This is a genomic window from Acetobacter musti, assembly GCF_011516835.1.
In the GTDB taxonomy this organism is placed as follows: Bacteria; Pseudomonadota; Alphaproteobacteria; order Acetobacterales; family Acetobacteraceae; genus Acetobacter; species Acetobacter musti.
The window spans coordinates 88,176-113,082 of sequence record NZ_WOTB01000013.1; the positions used below are offsets into that span (position 1 = coordinate 88,176).

General features: G+C 62.5%; 21 protein-coding genes, 1 other RNA gene and 1 pseudogene. 5 read left to right on the top strand and 18 right to left on the bottom strand.

Features of this window, described 5'->3' with window-relative positions; all coding sequences use genetic code 11:
• Window positions 1-10 precede the first annotated feature (10 nt).
• The 8 genes and pseudogenes from mraY to rnpB form a co-directional block, all read right to left on the bottom strand.
• Entirely contained in the window at window positions 11-1,102 is a 1,092-nt protein-coding gene (gene mraY / locus GOB93_RS11190; protein WP_173583578.1) for a phospho-N-acetylmuramoyl-pentapeptide-transferase, read from the bottom strand.
• Window positions 1,102-2,523, bottom strand: coding sequence for a UDP-N-acetylmuramoyl-tripeptide--D-alanyl-D-alanine ligase (locus GOB93_RS11195; protein WP_173583579.1), 1,422 nt, complete (start codon window positions 2,521-2,523; stop codon window positions 1,102-1,104). The genes mraY and GOB93_RS11195 overlap by 1 nt, the downstream gene beginning before the upstream one ends.
• Window positions 2,520-4,001, bottom strand: coding sequence for a UDP-N-acetylmuramoyl-L-alanyl-D-glutamate--2,6-diaminopimelate ligase (locus GOB93_RS11200; protein ID WP_173583580.1), 1,482 nt, complete (start codon window positions 3,999-4,001; stop codon window positions 2,520-2,522). The genes GOB93_RS11195 and GOB93_RS11200 overlap by 4 nt, the downstream gene beginning before the upstream one ends.
• Window positions 3,998-6,049 (bottom strand): peptidoglycan D,D-transpeptidase FtsI family protein, encoded by a 2,052-nt coding sequence (locus GOB93_RS11205; protein WP_242010722.1) that lies wholly within the window; start codon window positions 6,047-6,049, stop codon window positions 3,998-4,000. The genes GOB93_RS11200 and GOB93_RS11205 overlap by 4 nt, the downstream gene beginning before the upstream one ends.
• 317 nt (window positions 6,050-6,366) lie before the next feature.
• Window positions 6,367-7,296 carry a cell division protein FtsL gene (gene ftsL / locus GOB93_RS11210; RefSeq protein ID WP_173583581.1) on the bottom strand — a complete coding sequence of 310 codons (930 nt, stop codon included), beginning with the start codon at window positions 7,294-7,296 and terminating at the stop codon, window positions 6,367-6,369.
• Window positions 7,297-7,454: 158 nt separating this feature from the next.
• Window positions 7,455-8,435, bottom strand: a pseudogene (gene rsmH, locus GOB93_RS11215) (16S rRNA (cytosine(1402)-N(4))-methyltransferase RsmH); the annotation flags it as partial.
• A gap of 5 nt (window positions 8,436-8,440) precedes the next feature.
• Entirely contained in the window at window positions 8,441-8,932 is a 492-nt protein-coding gene (gene mraZ / locus GOB93_RS11220; protein ID WP_173583583.1) for a division/cell wall cluster transcriptional repressor MraZ, read from the bottom strand.
• 896 nt (window positions 8,933-9,828) lie between these two features.
• Window positions 9,829-10,226: RNase P RNA component class A (gene rnpB / locus GOB93_RS11225), an RNA gene on the bottom strand.
• A gap of 351 nt (window positions 10,227-10,577) precedes the next feature.
• Between rnpB and GOB93_RS11230 the strand changes: the two genes are divergently transcribed.
• Window positions 10,578-11,690 carry an alpha/beta hydrolase gene (locus GOB93_RS11230; RefSeq protein WP_173583584.1) on the top strand — a complete coding sequence of 371 codons (1,113 nt, stop codon included), beginning with the start codon at window positions 10,578-10,580 and terminating at the stop codon, window positions 11,688-11,690.
• A gap of 499 nt (window positions 11,691-12,189) precedes the next feature.
• Here GOB93_RS11230 and GOB93_RS11235 read toward each other — a convergent pair whose 3' ends face one another.
• A complete protein-coding gene (locus tag GOB93_RS11235) occupies window positions 12,190-12,591 on the bottom strand; it encodes a hypothetical protein (RefSeq protein WP_173583585.1) in 402 nt (133 codons plus the stop codon).
• Window positions 12,592-12,753: 162 nt separating this feature from the next.
• On the opposite strand from GOB93_RS11235, the gene GOB93_RS11240 reads away from it, so the two are divergent.
• Together GOB93_RS11240 and GOB93_RS11245 are read left to right on the top strand one after the other, a co-directional pair.
• Window positions 12,754-13,494: an SDR family oxidoreductase gene (locus GOB93_RS11240; protein ID WP_173583586.1), complete on the top strand. Its 741-nt coding sequence runs from the start codon at window positions 12,754-12,756 to the stop codon at window positions 13,492-13,494.
• A 514-nt stretch (window positions 13,495-14,008) separates the two neighbouring features.
• A complete protein-coding gene (locus tag GOB93_RS11245; RefSeq protein ID WP_173583587.1) occupies window positions 14,009-14,392 on the top strand; it encodes a con-10 family general stress protein in 384 nt (127 codons plus the stop codon).
• Between the two features lie 840 nt (window positions 14,393-15,232).
• Here GOB93_RS11245 and GOB93_RS11250 read toward each other — a convergent pair.
• Together GOB93_RS11250 and GOB93_RS11255 are read right to left on the bottom strand one after the other, a co-directional pair.
• Window positions 15,233-15,817 carry a GrpB family protein gene (locus tag GOB93_RS11250; RefSeq protein ID WP_198912691.1) on the bottom strand — a complete coding sequence of 195 codons (585 nt, stop codon included), beginning with the start codon at window positions 15,815-15,817 and terminating at the stop codon, window positions 15,233-15,235.
• A 114-nt stretch (window positions 15,818-15,931) separates the two neighbouring features.
• A complete protein-coding gene (locus GOB93_RS11255; protein ID WP_173583589.1) occupies window positions 15,932-16,132 on the bottom strand; it encodes a hypothetical protein in 201 nt (66 codons plus the stop codon).
• Between the two features lie 268 nt (window positions 16,133-16,400).
• Between GOB93_RS11255 and GOB93_RS11260 the strand changes: the two genes are divergently transcribed.
• Window positions 16,401-17,081 carry a glutathione S-transferase gene (locus tag GOB93_RS11260; RefSeq protein ID WP_173583590.1) on the top strand — a complete coding sequence of 227 codons (681 nt, stop codon included), beginning with the start codon at window positions 16,401-16,403 and terminating at the stop codon, window positions 17,079-17,081.
• A 36-nt stretch (window positions 17,082-17,117) separates the two neighbouring features.
• Here the strand turns inward: GOB93_RS11260 and GOB93_RS11265 are convergent, their stop codons facing one another.
• Window positions 17,118-17,390, bottom strand: coding sequence for a putative hemolysin (locus GOB93_RS11265; protein WP_242010713.1), 273 nt, complete (start codon window positions 17,388-17,390; stop codon window positions 17,118-17,120).
• 685 nt (window positions 17,391-18,075) lie between these two features.
• Between GOB93_RS11265 and GOB93_RS11270 the strand changes: the two genes are divergently transcribed.
• Window positions 18,076-18,453 carry a PRC-barrel domain-containing protein gene (locus GOB93_RS11270; RefSeq protein ID WP_173583591.1) on the top strand — a complete coding sequence of 126 codons (378 nt, stop codon included), beginning with the start codon at window positions 18,076-18,078 and terminating at the stop codon, window positions 18,451-18,453.
• A gap of 344 nt (window positions 18,454-18,797) precedes the next feature.
• Here the strand turns inward: GOB93_RS11270 and GOB93_RS11275 are convergent, their stop codons facing one another.
• The 6 genes from GOB93_RS11275 to mreC form a co-directional block, all read right to left on the bottom strand.
• Window positions 18,798-19,220 carry a DUF3293 domain-containing protein gene (locus tag GOB93_RS11275; RefSeq protein ID WP_242010714.1) on the bottom strand — a complete coding sequence of 141 codons (423 nt, stop codon included), beginning with the start codon at window positions 19,218-19,220 and terminating at the stop codon, window positions 18,798-18,800.
• Entirely contained in the window at window positions 19,220-20,410 is a 1,191-nt protein-coding gene (gene rodA, locus GOB93_RS11280; protein ID WP_173583592.1) for a rod shape-determining protein RodA, read from the bottom strand. The genes GOB93_RS11275 and rodA overlap by 1 nt, the downstream gene beginning before the upstream one ends.
• Before the next feature lie 345 nt (window positions 20,411-20,755).
• A complete protein-coding gene (mrdA, locus tag GOB93_RS11285) occupies window positions 20,756-22,681 on the bottom strand; it encodes a penicillin-binding protein 2 (protein WP_173583624.1) in 1,926 nt (641 codons plus the stop codon).
• Entirely contained in the window at window positions 22,681-22,857 is a 177-nt protein-coding gene (locus GOB93_RS11290) for a hypothetical protein (RefSeq protein ID WP_173583593.1), read from the bottom strand. The genes mrdA and GOB93_RS11290 overlap by 1 nt, the downstream gene beginning before the upstream one ends.
• Entirely contained in the window at window positions 22,854-23,420 is a 567-nt protein-coding gene (locus tag GOB93_RS11295) for a rod shape-determining protein MreD (protein ID WP_173583594.1), read from the bottom strand. Before GOB93_RS11295 ends, GOB93_RS11290 begins: the two co-directional genes overlap by 4 nt.
• Window positions 23,421-23,432: 12 nt before the next feature.
• Complete coding sequence (gene mreC, locus GOB93_RS11300) at window positions 23,433-24,659, bottom strand: rod shape-determining protein MreC (protein ID WP_173583595.1); 1,227 nt, start codon at window positions 24,657-24,659, stop codon at window positions 23,433-23,435.
• Window positions 24,660-24,907: the final 248 nt, after the last annotated feature.

Sequence of the window (24,907 nt, forward strand, 5' to 3'; positions counted from 1 at the left end):
ACCATTCCCTTCACCGCAGCTTCAGCGTCGCCAGGCCGCACAGCCCCAGCACGACCGAGACGATCCAGAACCGGATGACGATCTTCGGTTCCTGCCACCCTTTCTTCTCGAAGTGATGGTGCAGCGGCGCCATCAGGAACACCCGCTTCTTCGTCCGCTTGTACCAGAACACCTGAATGATGACCGACAGCGTCTCGACCACAAACAGACCGCCGACAATGCACAGCACCAGCTCATGCTTGACCGCCACCGCCACCGCGCCAAGCGCGCCACCCAGCGACAGAGAGCCCGTATCGCCCATGAACACCGCCGCCGGAGGCGCGTTGAACCACAGGAAACCAAGCCCCGCACCAACCAGCGCCGCGCAGAACACCGCCAGCTCACCCGTGCCCGGCACGGCATGAAGCTGCAGATAATCCGCAAACACATGGTTGCCGACCAGATAGGAAATCAGCGCGAACACAAACGCCGCGATCACCACCGGAACCGTCGCCAGCCCGTCCAGCCCGTCCGTGAAGTTCACCGCATTGCCGAACCCGGCAATCGTGATCATCGCAAAGATCGGATAGGCAAACCCCAGCGGCAGCAGCAGATCTTTCACAAACGGAAAAGCCAGCTGATTGCTCAGATCCGGCGGCATCATGTGCTGGAGCCACCACCCCGCGATCAGCGAGGTCCCGAACTCCGCCGTCAGCCGCGCCGTCTTGGACACGCCATCCGTGTTCCGCCGCGACAGCTTCAGATAATCATCCGCAAAACCCACCGCGCCGAACGACCCCGTCACGAACAGAACCGCCCAGACGAAACCGTCCTGCAGATCCGCCCAGAGCAGGGTGGAAGCAAACAGCGCGATCAGAATCAGAATGCCGCCCATCGTCGGCGTGCCCGCCTTCTCCAGAATGTGCCGCTCAGGCCCCAGTGAGCGGATCGGCTGCCCCTCGCGCTGAATGCGTTTCAGCTCCCGGATCACCGGATTGCCCAGCACCAGCGCGATCACCAGCGCCGTCAGGCACGCGCCGCCCGCCCGGAAGGTGATGTAGCGGAACAGATTGAAAAAGCTGATGTGACCGTGAACATGATGCGTGACCAGCGAGTAAAGCATCAGGCGCGCCCCGACTTCGGCATATCGCCTTTCAGCGCATCGACAACCAGTTTCATACGGCTCCCCAGACTCCCCTTCACCAGCACCACATCACCCTTCGCGATGCTCCTGCACACCAGCGGCGCCAGCGCCGCGGAATCCGCCGTCCAGGCGCCCCGGATCGGGGAGGGCAGGGCGTCGAACAGTTCCTTCATGTGCGGACCACAGCAGAACACCAGATCCGCCACATCGGAGACCGGCTCCACAAGCGACAGATGCTCATCACTGGCGAACCCGCCCAGCTCAAGAATATCCCCCAGCACCACGATCCGTCGCCGCGCCGGCATCAGCCTCAGCACGCCCAGCGCCGCCCGGATCGCCAGAACCGAAGCGTTGTAACTCTCATCCAGCAGCAGTGCCCGGCCACCGCAGACCGGCACCGCCGCCCCGCGCCCCGCGCCCGGAACAAATTCCGAAAGCGCCTCAGCCGCCTTCGCAAGATCGGATTCGGGCGCAGATGACCCTGTCCCCAGGGCACCCGCAACCCCCATCGCCAGCGCCGCGTTGCGCGCCAGATGCTCCCCCGGCGCCCGGATCGTCACCGGCACCGCAAATCCCGCGACATGCACGACAAACCGGCTGCCTTCGCCCGACAGCTCCAGATCCGTCAGCCGCACCTCGCTGCCCGGCGCAAAACCGGAATGCCAGAGCGTCACCCCCGCGCGGCGGGCCGCATCCGCGAACACCAGCTGCCCGGTCGCATCATCCGGCACAACAGCGACCGCCCCCGGCGCCAGCGCTTCGATCAGCGACGCCTTCTCCCGCGCGATCGCCTCCCGCGAGCCCATATGCCCCAGATGCGCCGAGCCGATCGTCGTAATCACGCCCACATCCGGCCGCACCAGCTCCGCCAGCGGCGCGATCTCGCCCGGATGATTCATCCCGATCTCGCTGACACAGAACGCCGCCCCGCGCGGAAGCCGCGCCAGTGTCAGCGGCACACCCCAGTGATTGTTGTAGGACGCCACCGCCGCATGCGTCTCGCCAAGCGCACTCAGCGCCACCCGCAGCATCTCTTTCGTCGTGGTCTTGCCGACGCTGCCCGTCACCGCCACCACGCGCCCGCCAAACCGCGCCTGTGCCGCCCGGCCGAGCGCCCACAGACCGTCCAGAGTATCGGCCACATGCAGCAGCCGCGCATCGTCTCCCGTCTCCTGTTCCCGATGCACCAGCACCGCCGCCGCACCCGCCTCCAGCGCCACCGCGGCATGCACATGCCCGTCCGAATTTTCCCCGGCCAGCGCAATGAACAGATCACCGGGCTGCAACGTCCGTGTGTCGATCGACACGCCTGTCACAACAATGCCCGCCCCGTCCGAGCCGCATCCGAAATGCCCCCCGGTCGCCTCAGCCAGCTCTGGCCCGCTCCACAGCACGCTCATGCGGACGCCACCAGACTCTGCACCACGCTGACATCGTCGAACGGATGCACCACACCCGCGATCGTCTGCCCCTGTTCATGGCCTTTCCCGGCCACAAGCAGAACATCCCCCGCATCCAGCATCCCGATCCCGGCTGCAATCGCCTCCCGCCGGTCCCCGATCTCTGTCGCTTCCGGCGCCCCGAGCAGAACATCCTTCCGGATCGCCGCCGGGTCCTCACTGCGCGGATTGTCGTCCGTCACAATCACAGCATCCGCCCGCAGCGCAGCCTCATGCGCCATCAGCGGCCGCTTGCCCCGGTCGCGGTCGCCGCCTGCTCCGAACACCACAATCAGCCGCCCCTTCGCATGCGGCCGCAGACTGTCCAGCACTCGCGCCAGCGCGTCCGGCGTATGCGCGTAATCGACATAAACCGCCGCACCGGACGGCAGCAGCGCCGCCCGCTCCATCCGTCCCCGCACGCCCTGAAGATGCGGCAGCCGCGCTATCACCGCGGCCATATCGTCACGATCAGCCGCCGCCAGCGCCGCCGCCAGCATCACGTTGTCCGCCTGAAACCGGCCAGGCAGGGCAATCGTCACATCGAACGGCTTTCCCCAGGCCTCCAGCATCAGCCGCTGACCTTCCGGCAGGAATTTCTGCGCCACCAGTCGGACCGCATCGCCCTTCTCACCCGTCAGCCGCAGCTCCAGGCCGCGCCGCTGCGTGATCTCCCGCAGCACCTCCAGCGTGTCCCGGTCCATATCCGCATTCGCAGCAGCAAAACCGTCATCCGGAAGCAGCATCTCAAACAGCCGCATCTTCGCCGTGCGGTACGCGTCGATATCGCCATGATAATCGAGATGATCTCGCGTCAGATTGGTGAACCCCGCCGCCGTGATCCGCACCCCGTCCAGCCGCCGCTGATCCAGCCCGTGTGACGACGCCTCCAGCGCCACATCCGTCACACCCGCCCCGCGCAGCGCCGCAAGCCCCCGCGCCAGCGTCACCGGATCGGGCGTCGTCAGCGCCGGAATCTCAAACGGCAGCGCCGAGAGCACATCCTCCGGCGCAATCAGCCCCAGCGTCCCGAAACTCGCCGCCTGCCGGCCCATGCCCGTCCAGATCTGACGCAGAAAATCGACCGTGCTCGTCTTGCCGTTCGTGCCCGTCACCGCGACGATCCGCTCCGGCTGAGGCCCGGCCAGCACCGCCGCCATCAGCGCCAGAGCCCGGCGCGGCTCCCCGACCGTCACCATCGGCACTCCGTCGAACGGCTTCGTTCCCTCCGGCGCAAGCACCGCCGCCGCCCCGGCCTGAACCGCCGCCGGAATAAAATCGCGCCCATCCTGCTTCACCCCCGGCACCGCCACAAACAGCGTGCCCGGCGTCACCGCGCGACTGTCAGCCGTCACCGAAACAATATCAGGATCGTTCGTGATCCCGTCAGGAAGAGACAGACCGGCCGCCGCCAAAAGAGAGGACAGTTTCATGCTCATCCTCTCCGCACCGCATCCGGTTTCCGCAACGGCAGCTCCGCCGAGGCCGGCATCACAGCCGCGCGGCCACCCTCGCGCGCCGCTTCCGCCGCACGCTTCTTCTGCTGCTTCTCTTCCTCGACCAGCCTGTGCGGATCGCCCGGATCGTTCCCCGGACCAAGCGGCCGGTAGCCGCGCGGCACCGCCGGACGCAGCGGAATGGCCAGAGACGCGTCGATCTGCGCCGCATGTTCCGTGTCCGGGAAAATCTGCAGCATCGGCCCGATACGAGTGATGATCTTCGAGACCGTCGGCGCCGCATTCCACGCCGCCGTCGTCCAGCCATGCGTCGCCGGCGTCGCCTTCGGACTGTCGAGCATCACATAAACCGCATAGCGCGGGTTGTTCATCGGAAAAATGCTGGTGAACGCGGCAATGTTCACATGCTTCAGATACCCGCCATGCGGTCCGATCTTCTCCGCCGTGCCCGTCTTTCCGCCGACGAAATAGCCAGGCGATTCCGCCGTCTTGCCGGTGCCCAGCGTCACGTCGAGCCGCAGAATGCGCCGCAGCAGAGCCGACGTCTCCGGCGAGAGAACCTGCGTCCCTTCCGGCGTCACCACCCGCGCCGTCTCACCCGCCCCGTCAGAAATTCCGCCGGAAACGTCGCCAGAAACGCCAGCACCGGCCACCTGACCGGCATCGCTGCCCTCATCCGACACCCGCATCAGAGAAGCGCCCCCGTTCCCAGTCCCCGCCTCCGCGGCGGTCGAGGCCTCATCCGAAGGATCGTCCCGGTCCAGCAGCGTCGGCTTCACCAGCACGCCGCCATTCACCGTTGCCGCCGTGCCACGCACGATCGCCAGCGGCGGCTCGGCCACGCCATGCCCGAACCCGACCGTCATGACCGTCGAAATGCCCCAGTTGCGCTGTGCCGGCACGATCGGCCGCCCCGCTTCCGGCAGCTCCACCGGCACCGGCGCGAAGAAGCCCATGTTCCGCAGCCAGTCCCGCTGCCGCGCCCCGCCGACATCCAGCGCCATATGCGCCGCCGCCGGGTTGGACGAATAGGCCATCACTTCCGTCAGCGTCAGCCAAGGCGTGAAATGATCGGATTTCATATCCGCGATCGTGAACCGCCCCACCCGGATCGGAATGGAGGAAAACCGGTCCCACGGATGCGCCACGCCAAGCTGCAGCGCCATCGCCGCCGTCTGGAGCTTGAAGGTCGAGCCAGGCTCATACATGCCCGTCACCGCCCGGTTGAACCGCGCATCCGGCGAGGCATGGGCAAAATCATTGGCGTCATAATCAGGCAGACTGACCATCGCCACCAGCTCGCCCGTGCGCACATCCATCACGATCGCACACGCCCCGATCGCCTGAAACTCGTCCTTCGCCTTCGCCAGCTCCTCGCGCACCACCGCCTGCACCCGCACATCCAGCGACAGCTTCAGCGGGATCTTGTCGCTGTTCAGACGCTTGTCGAAATACCGCTCGACACCGGCAATCCCGTGATCGTCAATATCCACCCCGCCCAGGATCTGGGACGCCACGATCCCCAGCGGATAATGCCGCCGCTCACCCGCCTCGAAATAAATGCCCGGAATACCGAAATTGTTGATCGCCAGTTCCTGCTGCAACGTGATGTTGCGCGCCAGATAGGCAAACTGTTTCTGCGACGACAGCCGCTTCACCGTCTCCGCCTCATCAAGCTGCGGCAGCACGGATTTCAGCTTCTTCGCCACGTCCTCCGGGTCCATCAGCTCGCGCGGATTGGCGTAAACCTGCGCCACAGGCAGCGACACCGCCAACGCCTGCCCGTTGCGGTCCACAATCATCGCCCGATGCACCTGCGGCAGATTCAGCGCGCTGGCGAGAGACCCCTTCGGATCGATCTTCGGAATTTCAGGAACCTGCGGCGCAATCTGCCGCTGCTCCGGCGCCATCGGCGAAAAAATCGTCGCAAAGCTCAGCCGCAGCGCCACAGCTCCGAACAGAACGCCAAATCCCGTCGCAACCGCCAGAAGCCGCACATGCATCCGCTCCAGATGCGCCCGCTCGCGCATCTCATTGCCCGTCACATGAACATCACGGGGCAGATGCCCCGCGGCAAGATTCTGCAGGTCAGGGGGAGGTGTCTGGCGAGTCATGAGGGGCGGCGTCTCCTCGAAGGCTCGGGATCGTCACCCGAAGATCAGTCCCGCCCGTCGGGGGAGGGGCAGGACGAAAGGTTCATACAAAGCGACATGGCGAAACCACACGGCAGAGCCATGCCGGCAAAACTACAGCAGCAAATTCGCGCCGGCCCACCCGGCACGGAAGGCAGGGGCGGGGAGCCCGTAGCAGATTCGTCTCGTCAGTTCGAGACTCATCAGCGCAGGCCTCAGTTCGGCACCGGCATCGGCGGCGGCAGCCCTCCGCCGATCGCCGACCGTCCGAGCAGAGACCCGCCATACGTCGCCCGCGCCTCCACATAGCGCGGCGCCGCCGCAGCCGGATGCCAGGAGGCCACCGTCACCGGAGACGCCGTCCGCACGGTCGCGGCGCGCGGCTGATAAGCGGCAACCCGCGTCATGCCCGAATGCAGGGCAGGGCGGTCACTGTCGGAAACCGTCACGGCATGACGGGCGGGAGTCGCATCCGCCACCAGCGTCCGCGTCGCGGCATGACGCTCCGGCGTCGCCGGCTTCTCACCCAGAGCCACCTCCAGATCATCTGTTGCAGGCGCATGACGAACAGGTTTCGCCAGTTCATGCCGGACCTGACCCGAAGCAGCAGTCCCCTGAGCGGAAGCCAGCACCATAGCGGGGCGACTCTCAGCCGGACGAACTTCCGCCACACGCGGCTTCGGCGCCTCGACATCGTTCCTCGCAACCACCACAGGCTGCGACCGCTCAGCCACCATCTGCCCGGACGTCACCCGCTCAGATCCGGCGGATGCAGGCGCCGCCGGAACCTCTTTCACGTCAGCCGCTGCCAGCGTCGCCCGGATCGTCTCACGCGGGTTCGGCGCATGGATCGATCCCGGCGCCGGCAGATGCTGCCCCAGATCCGCCATCCGCACGAACTGCTTCGGCGCCATCGGCTGAATCTGCGGATCGAACCGCGCCACCAGATGCGAAAGCCGGTCCGGCTGATTCAGCAGCGCCCACTGCGTCTGCAGCATCGCCGTCTGCTGACGGATATGCTGCGTCTCAGAAACAATTCCCGAAATCTGCTGGTCCAGAACCGTCGTCCGGTGCTTCTCCGTATAAAGATACAGCCCGGACAAACCGGCAAGCACGGCACTCCCAAGAGTGATATATCTGAACATCAGGCTGATCCTTCACGGGAAGACGTGGCAGGGGGAGCGCCGGCATCCGCTCCACGCCCTGCTTTACTGAAATCACTGCCGGACTCATTCTGAGAAATCGTCGCGCGAGCACCCGCGCGCTGAGAAACCGTCGCGCCGGTATCCGCGCGCTGAGAACCTGCCGTGCGGGCAATCGCGCGCAGCTTCGCGCTGCGGGCACGCGGATTGCGCCGGCACTCCGCTTCCGTCGGACGCATCGCCTTGCGGAACATCAACCGGAACGGCGCCTCGTCCCGGCCACGCGCCACCGAGCGCGGATCATGCCGGGAGGGTCCAGGTTCCTGACCGGCTGCCGCCGCCATCGCACGTTTCACAATGCGATCCTCAAGAGAATGAAACGACACCACAACAAGACGCCCGCCCGGCGCAAGCAGCTCCAGCGCCTGCGCCAGCCCGCGTTCGATCTCGCCCAGTTCGTCATTCACCGCAATCCGCAGTCCCTGAAAACTGCGCGTCGCCGCGTCAATGCCGGAACGATCCGACGGCACAACCGCCCGGATCGCCGCCGCAAGCTGCCCGGTCGTGCGAAACGGCTCTTCCACCCGCGCCGCCACCAGCGTCTTCGCCACCCGGCGGGCATGACGTTCCTCGCCATAGTAATGAAAAATGTCAGCCAGCTCCGCCTCGGATGCCGTATTCACCACATCCGCCGCCGACCGCCCGGCCTTTTCCATCCGCATATCCAGCGGCCCGTCCATGCGAAATGAAAATCCGCGCTCCGCCTCGTCGATCTGAAAAGAGGACACGCCAAGATCCAGCATCACGCCGTCAACGGACGAAACACCGACCGCCTCAAGCATATCCCGCATTTTTCCAAAGCCGCCCTGCAGCAGAGCAAGGCGCGGCAGACCCCGCGCATCGCTGCCCCACCGCGCCGCGAGAACCTCCCCGCGCGCAATCGCGTCCGGGTCCCGGTCAATGCCCCACACCCGGCAGTCCGCCGCAGCCAGAACCGCATTGGTGTACCCACCGCCGCCAAACGTCCCGTCAACGTAAACTTCGCCGTCAGCAGGCGCGAGAATCCGGACAACCTCATCCCGCATCACCGGAACATGGCCGGGATCATGATCCGGAGCCGCAACAGGCGGCTGAGGCGTCATCGCATTCACGCGTCACCCCCGGACCGCTCGCCACCATCCGCGCCAGGACGGTTGCCCGGCAGCTTCACCCGCCGCGACCGGAGTCGCGCTTCGGACCGACGCTGTTCCGCAGCGCCAGGTTCCCAGATCTGAAAGATCTTCCCCAGCCCCATGAAAGCGACGGAATCGCTGATTCCCGCATGCTCGCGCAGGAAGTCCGGAATGATGATCCGCCCCTCGCGGTCCGAATCGACCGGATACGCATCCGCATACAGCGCGGCGGCAAGATCGTCATGCTCGTCCGAAAACATATCGAGACGATCGAGAGGTTGTGCCAGCGACGAGAAAACCGACGAAGGCCACGCCTCGATGCAGGGCTGTGTGTGGGACGGACGAAGCACCATCAGCGACTCACCCTCGACCGCCTTTGCCCTCAGGACCGTGCGAAACCCGGCCGGAATCGAAACACGCCCTTTGGCGTCGATCCGATTCTGGTGTGTGCCGAGAAACACGCTCACAGAGAGGCTGGTCCTTCATATTGAAGACGATCCGGGTCGTTCATGGGCTGTGATGTCTGTCAAATGGGATATCATGGGATTTTATGGGACGTCAAATGAAACTGTAATAAAAAATGGCAGAAAACCGGGAAAAACCACACATTTATGGTCTTTATGTGATTGCAAGCTCTATTCGTATATTAATTGTAAATAGAACAAACGTTCTCCAGTTCGTTCCTGTTCTGTTCTTTTATGGTATTCGAATGGCGAAAGACCGCCAGATTCCGTCCCGTTTTTGAGACAGGCCATTCCCGAAACATTTACTGTGATCACCCGGCCCAGACACCGGACGCATATCTCAGACGCACATCCCGGGCGTCACCCCCGACATGTCGCCACACCCGTAACGAAACGCCGCGCCAGCACCGCAGGTAATAATTCCGCTAAAGGAAAGAATTTCAGCAGAAGATCATTCTGGAAATTCCGCCGCCTGCAAGAACGCCCAAAGGACGCACCCGGCATACGGTTCAGCCTCCTGAAACAAAGCCGCCATACCACCCGCGAGCACCGCAGTCCCGAAAACAAAATCCCCCGAACGACACCCGAAAAACGTGACCGGAAAGCGTGACCCCGAAAACACGCCCCCGAAAACGGAATTCAAAAAATAAAGTCCGGAAGACGCAGTCCCGAAACCACAACTCCGAAAATACCGCCCGGAAAACACAGCGCAGAAAACACAGTCCGGAACCACGGCCCGGAAATCACGGCCCGGAAATCACAGCATGGAAAATCAGTCTGGAAAATCACACCGCAGCGCCGTCCGGATCACCTCCAGAGCAAACGTCCGCAACACTCTCCGGGATTTTCCGCAAGACTGTTACCCAAACCATCGCACCAGGATCGTCATAGTCAGACTGTCTGCCAGACGGTCTGTAAGCCGGGTTCTGTCGGCCCGAAAACGGGGCCGTGACGACCATTCCTCTGGGACACGTCTCGCAACGTGCCTCACGCGACCAACCCGGACGACAGGGCGGGAGAGCCCCTGGCAGCCGCGTCGCCGCGCTGCCCGTCATCCCTATTCGGTCTTGCTCCCGGTGGGGTTTGCCCTGCCGCCGCCGTTACCGGAAGCGCGGTGCGCTCTTACCGCACCGTTTCACCCTTACCTCCAGCCCGCGAACGGACCCGGAAGGCGGTCTGTTTTCTGTGGCACTTTCCCTGAGGTCACCCTCGCCGGCCGTTAGCCGGCACCGTTCTCCCGTGGAGCCCGGACTTTCCTCCATTACCCGAAGGCAACAGCGGTCGTCCGACCGTCTGGCAGGCGCGGAACCTGCTCCACGCAGTCCCGACCGTCAAGCCCACTCATGTCGTCTGGCATTCCTCATTCCGGCCTGCCGGCACATCCCGTCATTACGTTCCGTCATGACATCCTGTCGTTACATCCCGTGGCACCGCATCCTGCCGTCAGGTTCTGTCATCAGATCCGGTATTCAGACCCCGGCATTGGCGACACCCCCGCATCCTGCCACCATGACCATTCTATCCACCCCGGCCCATCCACAGGGCCAGACCCGGCGCCTCACCCGGTTCCGCCTGATCCCCCGTTTGGCCGGTTCCACCCGACCTGCCGGGCGGACCGACCAGTCCAGCGAGCAAAGCCTGCCCCGGAATGCATCAGAACGTCAGCCCCGCCACACCCGAAACGCCACCGGCTGCCCCGCCCGAAAACCCGCGCCCGGATTTCATCACCCGACTCTTTCTCTCTTTTATGAATCGCCGTTCCACCCGCGCCACACACAGCGGCGCGAAACACCTGCTGCACAGACCCGCCGAACCCGATCACCTCGAAACTCTCGCCCGGCTTCGCAAAGCCGCCAACCGCCCTTCCTTCCCGATGGGCCTCTCCGCCCTGCCGGTCCGCCGCGTCATCAATCTCCGCGTCCCCGGCGCCACCGAACTCCGCCCCGCCAGACTCTACATTCCTTATGGAAAGGTGAGGGGAGCCGTCCTCTTCCTCCACGGCGGCGGCTACGTGCATTGCGGCCTCAATTCCCACCACGGAATCTGCTGCCGCCTCGCCCGCGCCTCCGGCGCCGCAATCCTCTCCTTCGATTACCGCCTCGCCCCGGAAAACAAATTTCCGGACGCCTTCAACGACTCCCTCGCCGCACTGAACTGGCTCGCCATCGAGGCCTGGCGCTGGGGCGGCAAAGTCGCCGTGGCCGGTGACAGCGCCGGCGGCACTCTCTCCGCCGCGCTCGCCCAGCACGTCCGCGACGAAAACCGGCGCGCCCGTGAAAACCAGAACGCCGATGAAAACCAGTACAGCTCTGAAAACCAGCCCGGCACCCCGGCCACAAAACCATTCCCCGCCGATCTCGCCTTCCAGGTCCTGATCTACCCCGCCACCCACGGCGAGATGACGTTCCCGTCCAGAAAAGCCTTCGCCCGGGGCTACTTCCTGACAATGGGCATGCTCGAATGGTACGCCCTGCAATACGTCAGAACCGTCGCCGACGTCGCCAGCCCCATCTTCTCCCCCGGCCTGCACCCGGATCTGAAAGACCTCGCCCCCGCCCTCATCGTCACCGCCGAGTTCGATCCCCTGCGCGACGAAGCCGCCCTCTACGCCGACGATCTCCGCAAAGCCGGAGTCCCCGTCACCTATCTCTGCGTCCCCGGTACCGTCCACGCCTTCCTGAACTTCTATCCCGTCATGTGGAAAGGAAAACGCGTCCTCCGCCTCGCCGGCGCCGCCCTCCGCAAAGCCTTCTCCGAATGAAGGCAGGACAGGAGACAGAACGAACTGACAAAGCCATGATCTGCGACAGGGGAATTGAGGATAAGGAGCGTGACAGCGTAAGGGGACTGGCAAGCAAGAGGCAGAGCAGGGATGGCCTGACGAGAACGGAAACACCCTGCGAAACATCCGTCAGAAGAACGCTGAAATCATCGCAAAGAAGTTTCGTCGCCTACAAACCCGGTCTGTATCTGTAACCAGGCCAGTTTCCACCGCCGACAGGACGGCACGCAGAAAGCGACATTTCTGATGCGCCCGAACGCGAGTGTAATCGGCCCGACATCTGACCCGTTCAGGTCAACCGCCGAAAGGCCGGCCGCGCCGTCGTCCATATCAGCGACAAAGAGCCATCCCCGATCATCATGTTACCCGGCGACGGTCCCGACGGTTCAGCAAAACCTGTCACTGAACGGCAGCATCTTCCAGTATATGCTCTGCCGGCTCACGTTCGATCCCAAACGGGACGCCACGGCCACGCGCATTATTTTCCCCGCCGCAATGCCCGTCCGGAATATGGACTCGCCTCGCCCGACCTTTCGCCGCACGCACGGCTACAACCGGAGCGCCACCTGCCAATATCGAAAAAATCGCTTCCGCTATAAAAGACTGTTTCAAAATCCTTCTCGTGAAACCTTCTGTCAGTTATAAAGACATTTCCGGTGAGGTTTTTTCGGGAAGACTCCGGGAATACCGCTTTTTTGAAAAAAGGCGGCACCCAAAAACTTTTATTGTTTTTTTTCAGATACTGATTGTGAAGTGCTTTTTGAAGCTGACTGAGGTGAGCAGATAACCGGTCATCATAACGCAGCAGTGCCCCCGCTCCCCATACTCCCACGACAGGCCCTGCTCCGGCGCTTCCACCTCCCGACATGGCTGCTTTCACTTTATCCCGACCAAAAAACGGGCTTTCATCATCACGCAGCGCCGGACTCTGTCATAGGGGAGAAGTCAGCCGGCATTATCGCCGCGATACTCTTCTCCCGGCCGGCAAGCCGCGTTCCCCACATACACGCGGCCCTCTCAACGGGAATAAGGACCAGACCTCATGACCGAAAACATCACAGGCAAAGTCATCGTCATCACCGGCGCCAGCAGTGGCCTCGGCGAAGCCGCAACCCGCCACCTCGCCAGTCAGGGCGCAAAACCCGTCATCGGCGCCCGTCGCCTGGAAAAACTCGAAGCCATCGCAAAAGATATCGGCCTTCCCGAAGGATCAGCCGTCAGAACCGATGTCACAAAACCCGACGATCTCCGCAGGCTGGTCGATCAGGCCATCAGCCTCCATGGCCGCATTGATGTCATCATCAACAATGCAGGCCTCATGCCTCTGTCGCCGCTCGAAAAACTGAAAATCGACGACTGGAGCAGAACAATCGACGTCAACCTCAAGGGAACGCTCTACGGCATCGCCGCCGCCCTGCCGCATATGAAAACGCAGAAAAGCGGCCAGATCATCAACGTCTCCTCCGTCGCCGGACATAAGGTCAGCCCCGGCAGCGCCGTCTATTCCGCGACAAAGACCGCCGTCCGCGTCCTCTCCGAAGGCCTGCGCCAGGAGGTCAAACCCTATAATATCCGCACGACCGTCATCTCGCCCGGCGCCGTGATCTCGGAACTGCCCGCCAGCGTCGCCGATCCGGATACAGCGAAATTCGTCGAGGATCTTTACAAAAAATGTGCGATCCCGGCCAGCTCCTTCGCCCGCGCCGTCTCCTTCGCCATAAGCCAGCCGGACGATGTCGATATCAACGAAATTCTCTTCCGCCCGACAAATCAGGATTACTGATCATCACCCGTCTGGTCACGGCTCGTCTGGCGAAAACCGCCATCTGTTGCCGGGAATAACTCCCGGCAACAGCACAAAACAGCCGCCATTCAGAAATATACTGGAAATTACAGAAGCAGACCAGGCCACACGAAACGCTGGTCCCCGCGCTCCGCGCCTCCCGCCTTAACTCCATACATCGTCGCCTTATCTCTTCCTTTCGCCTCCGCCCATAACGGCAGCATTCCCACCGCCTCATCCCGGACTCCATAATCGCAGCGAATTACTGCCCCACAGATACTACGGCTTGTTTTCTCATTACCGGTACCGCAGGCGAAGCCCTGCACACATGCGGACCGTATCCCTCTTCAGGGCATCGCATCACGAGAGTGTGAATAGAAAGATTCCAGAGAAAACATGGAACTTTCCATCACAGGAGTCCTTTAGGGCACACCGGTTCATGGAAGTGCCAGTTTCTGAAACATTATTAAAAACAGGGCATATTTCCAGACCGTAGGAAATCAGGAGTTTTTACATGTTTTACAATGCTGAAAATCGCCATACTCCGGTTTACGCCGCAGACACCCATACCGGAAAAAGTTCCAGCCATAATCCGGGTAATTTTGCGGAAGATCGTGAAAAAGCCTCCGAAGCCGGTCGCAAGGGTGGTCATGCAAGCCATTCAGGCACAGCATCCGCCTCTACACATGGAGAGGAGAAGCATAACGGCGGCAACTTCGCCGAAGATCACGAAAGAGCTTCCGAAGCTGGCCGTAAAGGCGGTCAGGCAAGCCATTCAGGATCAGCCTCCGCTTCGGCAAAAAACGGGGAAAAACAAAAAGGCGGCAACTTCGCCGATGACCACGAGACAGCTGCCGAAGCAGGACGCAAGGGCGGCCACGCAAGCCATAAATCCTGATCCAGGCTCAGCCGGAAGTGTGCGTCGCACGCTTCCGGCATTCCCTGTCCGGCGCATCCGATGCCTGACATCCACCGGAAACGCCTGATAAAAACGCCCGATGGAAACATGGACTGACGCCATGACACCTCGTTTTCTCATCCGTCATTCACAGCTCAGCATCCAGGAAGACACGCTTCGTCCCCAGGGAGCGGCATCAAAATCCTTCCGACAGAACCGCAATAAATTACCACAGCAGATTTCTGCCGGTCACGCACCGTATTACAGACCCATCCGGCCCTGAATGTTTTAAGTTTCCGGAAAACAGTGGACCGATGAGTATCGGAACATCGCCGATATAAACGGCCATGCAGACACATCGATATAAGAGACTGTATCAGAAGCATTCTCGTGAAATCGCATGTAAATTATAAGAAAGTTTTGGTGAAGCTTTTTCGAAAAGCTTCAGAAGAAGCCGCCGTTTTGAAAAAAGTGGTCCCCGGAAACTTTTATTGTTTTTTATTAAAGATTTATCGTTAAAGACTCTTTGAGTCTGGTTCTGCAAACAGGAGATAAAGCAGGGCTCTGCTCTGCACCCGAAAGAGGTTATCACACGCAGGCGTGCTTCGCACGCTCCCTTTCTCACCCCTTTATTTTAACAAACCGGGATCAAAGGGACTGTGTCCCTTTGCGGGGTTCGGGGCAAAGCCCCGAAAAGCCACCGCATACACCTGATCTCACCGGCAGTCTTTCTGATCCGGGATGACACACTCTCAATATAACCGGAATCGGACAACAATATCCGCCGTTACCCGGAAGGAATTTCCCGATTTTGTAAAAAGAGCCACAACACCCCGCGCCTCAGCTCCCGGAATCACCTTCAGGAACAGTCCAGCCCGTCGCAGCGGCCCATATCTCCGCCCCGTCCATGATGATGTCGAACATCGGGTCCTTGATGTCGTAATACCGATTAGCATCCGTCGGAAACCAGCCCGACAGCCGCTCCTTGATGACCTGATAGGATGCCGCCGTCACCGGATGAGCCCGCAGATAGTCCCGGCACAATACCGGATAGCGCTGATTGAAAGCGCCGCCGACCCTGACATGCAGATTGACCCGCCGCGTAAGCCCGCGGAAAAACCGTTTCTTTAGCTCCGCCTCCGGAATATCCCGGCCCGCCGGCGAATGGTCCGACAACCCCGGCCGTTCGATATAATTCAGAGACGAGAGAACAGACAGATCGATATCGTCAAGAGACGCGACAGTCGCCTGAATATCGATAATGTCCTTCGCCGCCAGACCCGGCACCGAAGTCGATCCGATATGATGAAATCGTGTGCCCGCCGGAAACGCCGCCCGCAGCCCGGCGACAAGATCCCGGTACTCTGCCGCCCACGCCTCCCTGTAAGGCACGATTGTAATCGTATCGAAGGAACTCTTCGCCAACCCCGCGTCCGACATCCTCACCTTCGCCTCTCATGCTTCCCAACGGGAACGAGCCAGCCCCACCAGACGCAACCATGTCCGGCATCACCCTGTCAGGATGCCCCTGCCGACACTTTACTCAGGCACCGGCCCCATAGGCCCGCGTCCCCCGCGATACTGCCAGCCCGGATTTGACGGGCTGTTCATATAATGAGCCTGTCCAGGCCCACCCCATCCCGACCCGTCATGCATCCGATGATGATAATGCCGCCCGGAACAGGCCGACAACACCGTCATGGCTCCGATCAGCAGACAAAGCGTAAAAACTTTTGGCATGGCGTCCTCCATAAGGCCCGAACGCCAGACTATCACCGCCAGTTACAGCAGGCCCGTAACAAAAGACGAATGACCGCACAGCATCCGGATACCGCACACCGGAAAATACATGCGACTGAGCCCGACGCTCCCGTCAGTAATCTGCCCGTTCCGGAATCACATCATCCGTCCGCGCCGCGCCCGGCACCCGACCGGGAAAACGAAAGCCATCCGCAAACGTTAGCCCGGTAACGCGGTGTCAGAGACGCCGCCGGGAAGGACACCAGAAATGATCGTCGTGCACCACCTCGACAATTCCCGCTCGCAGCGTGTGCTGTGGCTGCTCGAAGAACTCGGCCTGCCTTATGAGATACGGTTCTATAAACGCGATCCCAAAACCATGCTCGCACCGGAATCGCTGCGTAAAATCCACCCGCTCGGAAAATCCCCCGTCATCACTGACGGCGACGTCACACTCGCCGAAAGCGGAGCCATCATCGAATATATTCTCGACCATTACGGCAACGGCCGTCTGCGGCCAGCCGCCGGCACTCCCGAATACCGCCGGTTTATCTATTGGCTGCATTACGCCGAAGGCTCCGCCATGCCTCCGCTCGTCATGAAGCTGATCTTCGGCCTGCTCCCGTCCCGCGTGCCATTTCCGCTGCGCCCTTTCGCCAGGCTGATCTCAAAAGGCGTCCAGCACAGCCTGATCAACCCGGAAGTCGCCAGACACACGCATTACTGGGAACAAAGCCTCACCACCGACGAATGGTTCGCCGGCCCGGAATTCACCGCCGCGGACATTCAGATGAGCTTCCCGCTCGAAGCCGCCGCCGCCCGGTCAGAAGAGGTAAAAAAACTGCCGCACGTCATCGCCTTTCTGCACCGCATCCACGCCAGACCGGCTTACAGACGCGCCATCGAAAAAGGCGGAACCTACACCTTCGCCGCCGCAGGCGGAACCTGACCCGCCCGCAACGTTCATTTTCCCTCAGTCCGCCCGTCAGCCACCCGGCGCTTTCACGGAACTCCGGTAAAGCGCCCATTCCTCAACGACACGCCCGTCCGGAAGATGACAATATCCCCGGCTCCCGTCCGCTTCCCTGCGGATCTCCAGCGTCCCCCCGATCTTCACGCAATACACCGAAGCCGGGTTTGGCATCCCGATCACTGGAGATGACTTCCCGCCCGATGCAGGCCCCGACCCGGCCGCATCCCCCGCACAGGCGGGCAAAAACAGACAAACCATACCCGTAACCACCAATTTTTTGATCATCCCGGTCTCCATATCCTCACTCCCCGATACCACGAGACCGGTATCTGCCCGCATCCCCCGTCCACGTCAAAAACTGCCTGTCCGCAATCCGGACGTTCATCTCGTGCCTGTTTTTCACACACTCTGTCATAATCAGGAAATTTCCCCCGGAATCCCGCCCGGAGGCGCATGACAGCCCGATCAGCAACACCAGCACCGCAGCCCATCTCTGACCCGGTCCCACCAGAAGAACCACCCCGCTTCAATCCAACCTTTTCAGCACAGCAGAAATCCGGAATAAATCCCCACCATCTCATCCCGCATCAAAACAGTACCGGGACCGGGTACCGGCACGATCTTTTCAGAAAAGCGCCAGTGCCCGCAACGCAGAACTCTCACCCGCGCCACAACGGAAGCCGGTATCGGAAAACGGCCCGTCTGCCTTACCGACCCCGCCGATATCAGGACCAGCCGGCAGAAGCGAGGCGATCCGGAATCAGCAAGCGCCATACAGGATAAAACCCGATCAGCCGCGCCACCGTTCCACTATCCGTGCGCCACCTCATGGCGATCGGATTAAATAAATAACACATAAATAATATGCACGAATGTATGAGATCCGCGTTATTATCTGCGAGCCGGGATTCAGAACCGGAGGCCGGATCCCGCGCCATAAACGTCTTATGTCATATCAGCGGAGATTATCATGTCCGACACAATGACAACCAACGTCAGAGAAACCACAGCCCTGATCGCTTCCGACAGGGTCGAAGGTACAGCCGTCTATTCCCGCTCCGGAGAACGACTGGGAACCATCGCTAACTTCATGGTCGACAAACAGCAGGGTCACGTCGCCTACGCCGTCATGAGCTTCGGAGGTTTTCTCGGCATGGGAAACAAATACCATCCGCTTCCATGGGAAACGCTGACCTACGATCCGACACGCGGCGGTTACGTCGTCGATCTCACGCCCGAACAACTGCAGCACTCTCCGTCCTACGCAGCTGACGATGTCCCCGACTGGGCAAATCCCAGCTACAGCGCAGGAATAAACGATTACTACAGCCGGACGCCGCCGATCTGAGCGCCCCCTCCTGAGCGCTCCGGCACGGACGGAACAGGAATCCGGACTGCCTTCCGGCAGAACCCCGCCCGCCCGAACGCCCCGTCCCATGGCAGAATTCTGCTGCGGGACGGGGCATTTTTTTCGCGTTTATAGACTTTGCAAATACAGCCGAGGTCGCTTCTCAGAGCTTTGCCGCGAACCCCACAAAGGGACGGGGTCCCTTTGATCCCGGTTTATTAATTAAAATGGGACGAAGGGGGTCCAGACCCCTTCCAGGGGCGGGGCAAAGCCCTCCTCTGTCTCCTTTTTGCAAAAGACATAAACACCATTTTTTGCCCGCTATTCCCGCCGGCACAATCCGCTCAGTCGGTCAGCACCAGCCGCGCAACCTGTCCCCGCCGCACCAGCACCACCGCATTCTGCCGGAACAGCCGCGCCAGCCGCTTCCCCCGCGCCAGCGGCAGCCACGTCGCCACCAGCGGCTCTCCCCATCGCCCGAGCCGTCCTTCGCCACCGACATACGGAACGCCCCGCAGCCGCTCATAAAGCCGCGCCATCATCCGCGCATTCCATCCGTCCGGATAACGCCGTCCGCCCGGATTGCACGCGCTGACAAACACAATATCCCCGCGTCCGGCCACCCCCGAAACACGACGCCCGATCCGTACGTCCAGCCCGCCCGCGCGATACGCACTCAGCCGGTAAGCCCGCAGAACCTTCGGCGTCACCGGTAAAACTCCGGACAACGTCTCCGGCAGAACCTCCGGCAGAACCCGGGCCGACATCAGTTCTGCTCGTCCGGCTCCTCGCCAAACCGCGAGTTCCGATGCACCCATACCGACATCAGCAGCCCGAAGCCCAGCATCACATTCAGCATCGCCGACCCGCCATAAGACACCAGCGGCAGCGGCACACCCCCCACCGGAATGGCCCCCATCACCATCGACAGATTGACCAGACAGTAGAGAAAGAAATTCACCGAAATCCCCAGCGCCAGAAGCCGCCCGAACCGGTTGCGGCTGCGGATCGCCATCATCATCCCGCCCAGGATCAGCACCAGCAGCAGCCCGATCACCGCCGCCCCGCCAACATAGCCCCACTCCTCGGCAATGGTCGTGAAGATGAAGTCCGTCTGCTTCTCCGGCAGAAAGTTCAGCTGTCCCTGCGTCCCGTGCAGATAACCCTGTCCCCACATCCCGCCAGAACCCAGCGCGATCTTCGACTGAATGATGTTATACCCCGCTCCAAGCGGATCGCTTTCCGGATGCAGAAAGGTCGTAATCCGCGCCTTCTGGTAATCATGCAGGTGCCCGTAAGCAATCTTCGCCAGCATCGGCACCGGCAGCGCCAGCAGCGCAATCAGCCAGAGCCGCATCCCCGCCGCGAAGAAAACCGAAGCCCCGATCCCGCCGATAATCACCGCTGTCCCGAGATTGGGCTCCTTCAGCACCAGCGCCACCGGCACCAGAACCATCACCGCCGGCGGAATCAGCCAGAGCGGATTCCTCATCCGCGCATAAGACACACGCGAAAACCATGTCGCCAGCATCAGCGCCAGCGCCACCTTGGCGTATTCCGAGGGCTGAACCTGCGTCCCCCCGATCATGATCCAGCGTTCCGCGCCCTTGCCGACATGCCCCGCCCGCAGCACCACCACCAGCAACGCCAGCGACACCACGTAAAGCGGCACCGCAATCCGGACCAGAACCTTCGGCGGCAGCATCGCCACCGTGATCATCATGACCAGACCGAAGCCGAACCGCATCGCCTGCGGCCCGGCAAACGGTTTCGCCGACCCGCCCCCCGCCGAATACAGCGCGACATACCCAACCCCGGCCAGCCCGCAGATCAGCAGCACATACAGCCAGCTCACCCGCCACAGCTTCGACAGGATCCGGAAACTCGGCTCGGCCCGCAGCAGCCGCTTGCGGAAACGCCTCAACGGCTTGCGCGAGTCCAATGCCAGTCCCCCCATTCAGAAAATCCCGTCCCTCAAACCCTGCGGTAATCAGACCCTGCCGTCTTCCGGACCTCTGCCCCGAAGATCGTCCAGAAGACTGGCAAGAACACCGGCAAAGAGCCGCAATCCCTTTCGCCCGTTTTATTAAGACGTTTATGTCTTTTGCAAACAGGAGACAAAACAGGGCTCTGCCTTTCCCCCGTTTATTTTAACAGGGCGGGATCAAAGGAACTGTGTCCCCTTGCAGGGTTCGGGCTAAAGCCACCTCGCCTGTATCCGCAAAGTACACAACGTCTTTATTCACACGGAAGAGCCAAAGAGGTCGCCACGCCTCTTTCCAGGCGCAGGGCAGCCTCCCGTCTATATCCCCGGAGCCATCTCCGCATCCGCCACCGTCTGTCCCGGCAGCGTCCGGTGATTGACCGGATCGCGTAGCAGCGTGTCCGTCATAATATCCCGCGCCAGCGGCGCCGCCACATCCGCGCCGGCATTGCCATGCTCGATCACCAGCGACACCGCATAACGCGGCGCATCATAGGGCGCGAAACAGATAAACAGCGCATGCGGCCGGTATTCCCATGGCAGCTCGGCCGAATTGAAATGCCCGCTCTCACGCATCGCCCGCGAAACACGCCGGACCTGCGCCGACCCCGTCTTGCCCGCCATCTGCACATCCGGAATGGTCAGACGCGCCTTGGGCGCCGTCCCGTGCTGCTCATTCACCACCGCGAACATTCCCTCGCGGATCGCCTGAAAATATTTCGCTTCCATCGCCATCTCAGGCCAGTGCTGCGGATCGACCTGACCGCCGATATCGCCGTTCACCGCCCGCACCAGATGCGGCTGAACCGCGCGCCCGGTCGCAATGCGGGCGGTATAGGTCGCCAGTTGCAACGGCGTCACCTGCACGAAACCCTGTCCGATGCCGCTCACCACCGTGTCACCACCATTCCAGTGATGCTTATGCTTTTGCCGCCATTCCGGCGTCGGAATCAGCCCGGGCCGCTGATGCGGCAGCTCGATCCCCAGTTCGGTCCCAAGCCCCAGCGCGTGCGCCGTCCCGGCGATCGTGTCCATCCCGATCCGGTGCGCAACCTCGTAGAAATAAACGTCACAGGAATATTTCAGCGCCAGATGCAGATCGATCGAGCCATGCCCGTGCTTCGCCCAGCAATGGAACCGCGCCCCGCCCATATCGAAATGACCCGGACAGAAAAACCGGTCCGTCGGCGTGATCGCCCCGCTGCTCAGCGCCGCCATCGCCACCGCCGGTTTGAACGTCGAGCCCGGCGGATAAACACCCGCCACCGTCTTGTCGATCAGCGGCGTCCGCTGGTCGTTCGTCCATTCCGCCCACTGCGCCTTACTGACGCCGCTGTCGAACAGCGACGGATCGAAGGACGGCGTGCTGCACATCGCCAGCACCTCGCCGTTGCGGCAGTCCATCACCACCGCCGAGGCCGCCATATCCCCGATCCGGTTCTGAATCGTCTGCTGCAGCCCGACATCGAGCGTCAGCCCGACCTCATCCCCCGGCGTGCCCTCCTGCCGGTCCAGCTCCGCCATCACCCGCCCGACGGAGTTGACCTCCATCTCCACCGATCCGGCCTGCCCGCGTAGCAGCGCATCCTGACTCTGCTCGATCCCCGCGCGCCCGATCCGCATTCCCGGCAACGCCAGCAGCGTCGATTTCGCCACATCCTGCTCGTTCGAGGGCGCCACATACCCTACCGAATGCGCCAGCAGCGGCCCGAACGGATAGGACCGCGTCGTGCCCACATCGATCAGAACGCCAGGCAGGGAAGGGGAATTCAGCTCGATCCGCGCCATCTCATCCCAGGACAGAAACTCACGCAGCATCACCGGCACGAATTTCCGCTTGTGCCGAATCTCACGCCCCAGCCGTGACTGATCCCGCTCATCCAGCGGCACCAGCGCCGAGAAACGGTCGATCGTGCCCTGCACGTCCGTCGTCTCTTCCGGCAGCAGCAGCGCGCGCCAGTTCGTCCTGTTCGCCGCCACTACCACGCCGAACCGGTCGACAATCAGCCCGCGCGGCGGCGCCAGCAGCCGTTTGCTCGTCCGGTTCCGGTCCGCCAGCTTCGCAAAATGATCGCCATCGCTGATCTGCAGATCATACAGACGCTTCCCCAGCGTTCCCAGCGCCGCCGTCTGCGCCACCATCAGAAGCAGCGCCCGCCGCGTGAACACGCCACGACCGGGGTCCTTCTGCTCCTTCTCCGGCATCAGCCGCCGGATCTTCTCCTTTTTACGCCGGAACATCATCAGCCGCGCATCCCCGCCCGCGGCCTGTCCCGCCATCCCGACGCCACAACGCCCGGACGCGCCCCGGCCATCATACGCGCCGCCATATTACGCCCGGCCACAACGCGCACACTCATGATACGCCCGATCACGCCACGTCCCGCCCCGACAGGTCCGCCCACGATACGCCCGCTCATGCCTGAGGCTCCGGATTCCAGACCCGCCTGTGCAGCCAGCTTCCGGCCGCCGCCATCGGCGGATAAATCCCCACCGCCAGAAGCGTCTCGAACACCGCCGGCGCCGTGGGCATCGCATTCAGCGACAACACCGAAATCAGCAGCCAGAGCAGCCAGCACGCCGCCGCCGCGAGCACCGAAAAAACCACCCAGATCGCCAGAAAACTCAGTCCCATCAGCCCAAACCGCGTATGCACCGCAATCCCGTGCAGAAGCAGCAGCACAAACGCATCCACCCCGAGCGGCGCAAACCCGATCAGATCCATCAGCAGACCAATCAGAAACACCACCGGAGCGGACATCGAAGCCGGCCGCCACACGGACCAGAAAAACACCGACGACATCACCAGCCCCGGCAACAGCGCCGTCGCGCCCGGAATACCGCTCGGAGCCGCCAGGATCACAATCATCAGCGCCGTCACCCCGCCAGGCAGAAGACGACGCGCCAGCCGGTCCAGCCGCTGCGCCAGCGCAGGACCGGAAGACTGGTCCGGATGCCAGTGGGAATAGGGATCGACAGACATCAGCGCACTCTCTCACCCACGCCCCGGACGAGCCTGATTCACAGCGGGAGCCGCGCTGCCGTCACCAGCCGGCACCGATGCCCCGGCCCCGTTCTGACGCTGCCTCCCGTCGTCGCCATCCCCCGATCCTGTCGCCGCCCCCGTCGCCGATCCTGTCTCCGGCTCAGTGCCGGTCCCACTTTCCCACCCGTTCGCCTGTCCGTCCGCAGCCGCCGGCCCCTCCGTCGTCACACCGTTTTCACCGTCCGGCCCGTCCACAGGCCCGGCCGCCGAAGACCGCGCCGCACCGGCCGCCGCGCGCCCGCTGAGCCCGTCCACAACACCACCCAGCGTCATTCCGTCCATCGGATTATCCTGCCCCGTGGCCGCGCCCCGCTGGCGAAGCGGCGCCACAGGCACCCGGCCCGGCGCGTCCGGCGAATCGATCGTTCCGGAATCGAAGTCGAACACCCGCAGGATCGTCAGATGATCCAGCCGCGCATAAGGAGCCACCACCGGCGTCGAGGCCCGGATATAATGCACCGTACCCACCGGCAGCCCCGCTGGCAGAAGTTCGGCCTGCCCCGATGTCACCACACGCTCGCCCTCGATCGGATGATTGTCCTGCGCATAATACATCAGACGCGGCATCGTGGAATTGTCGCCGGCCATAATCGCCGTGCCATGACTCGTTTCAAGAGTGACCGGAATCCGGCTCGCCACATCGTCGATCAGCAGAATCCGCGCCGAATGACCGCCTGTTTCCGTCACCCGCCCGACAAACCCGTCCGCCGCCAGCGCGACATTGCCCACCCGAACCCCGCTCTGCGGCCCGGCCCCGATCAGCACCGCATGCGAATACAGCCCGCCCGCGTCCCCCACGACCCGCCCGGTCACGAAAGACGGCACCGGATCGGGCATCCAGTGCAGATTGGTCTTGAGAGTCTGATTTTCCTCGGTCAGCGACACCGCCACGTCGTACCAGCCGCGCAGCGTCTCGTTCTCCGTCCGCAGCCGCGCATTCTCCTGCGCCAGATGCCCGATCCCCCGCAGCTCCGACAGCGCCGCGGAAAGCTGCTCGCCCGGCTCCGCAATCACCGCCCAGACCGGCGACAGCACATCCGCGACGGCCATGCGCGCCGCATTCGTCAGACGCTGGTTCGCCCACCCGAGCAGAATCATCGCCATCGAAAGCAGCAGCATCACCGGCAGCCAGACCCGCTCCAGCGCCTGCCTGATCTGAATTGAAACAGGAATCACGCCATCCGCCCCTCAGCGGAACAGCCACAGAGATTATGAACCGGTCCGGCAGGGAAATGCGCCGGAAAGGGCAGGGGAGGACGATCCACCGCGGATGGACGTCCCCCGGCCAGACACCGGATAATGAAAGAGCGGCCAGCGCGATACCGGCCAGCCAGCCCTTTCCCGGATGGACACCAGCCAGATACCGGCCCGGAATCGGCGGCCCGCCAGGCCGCTCGTCTCATTCCGGGGCCCTGGCCCATCCT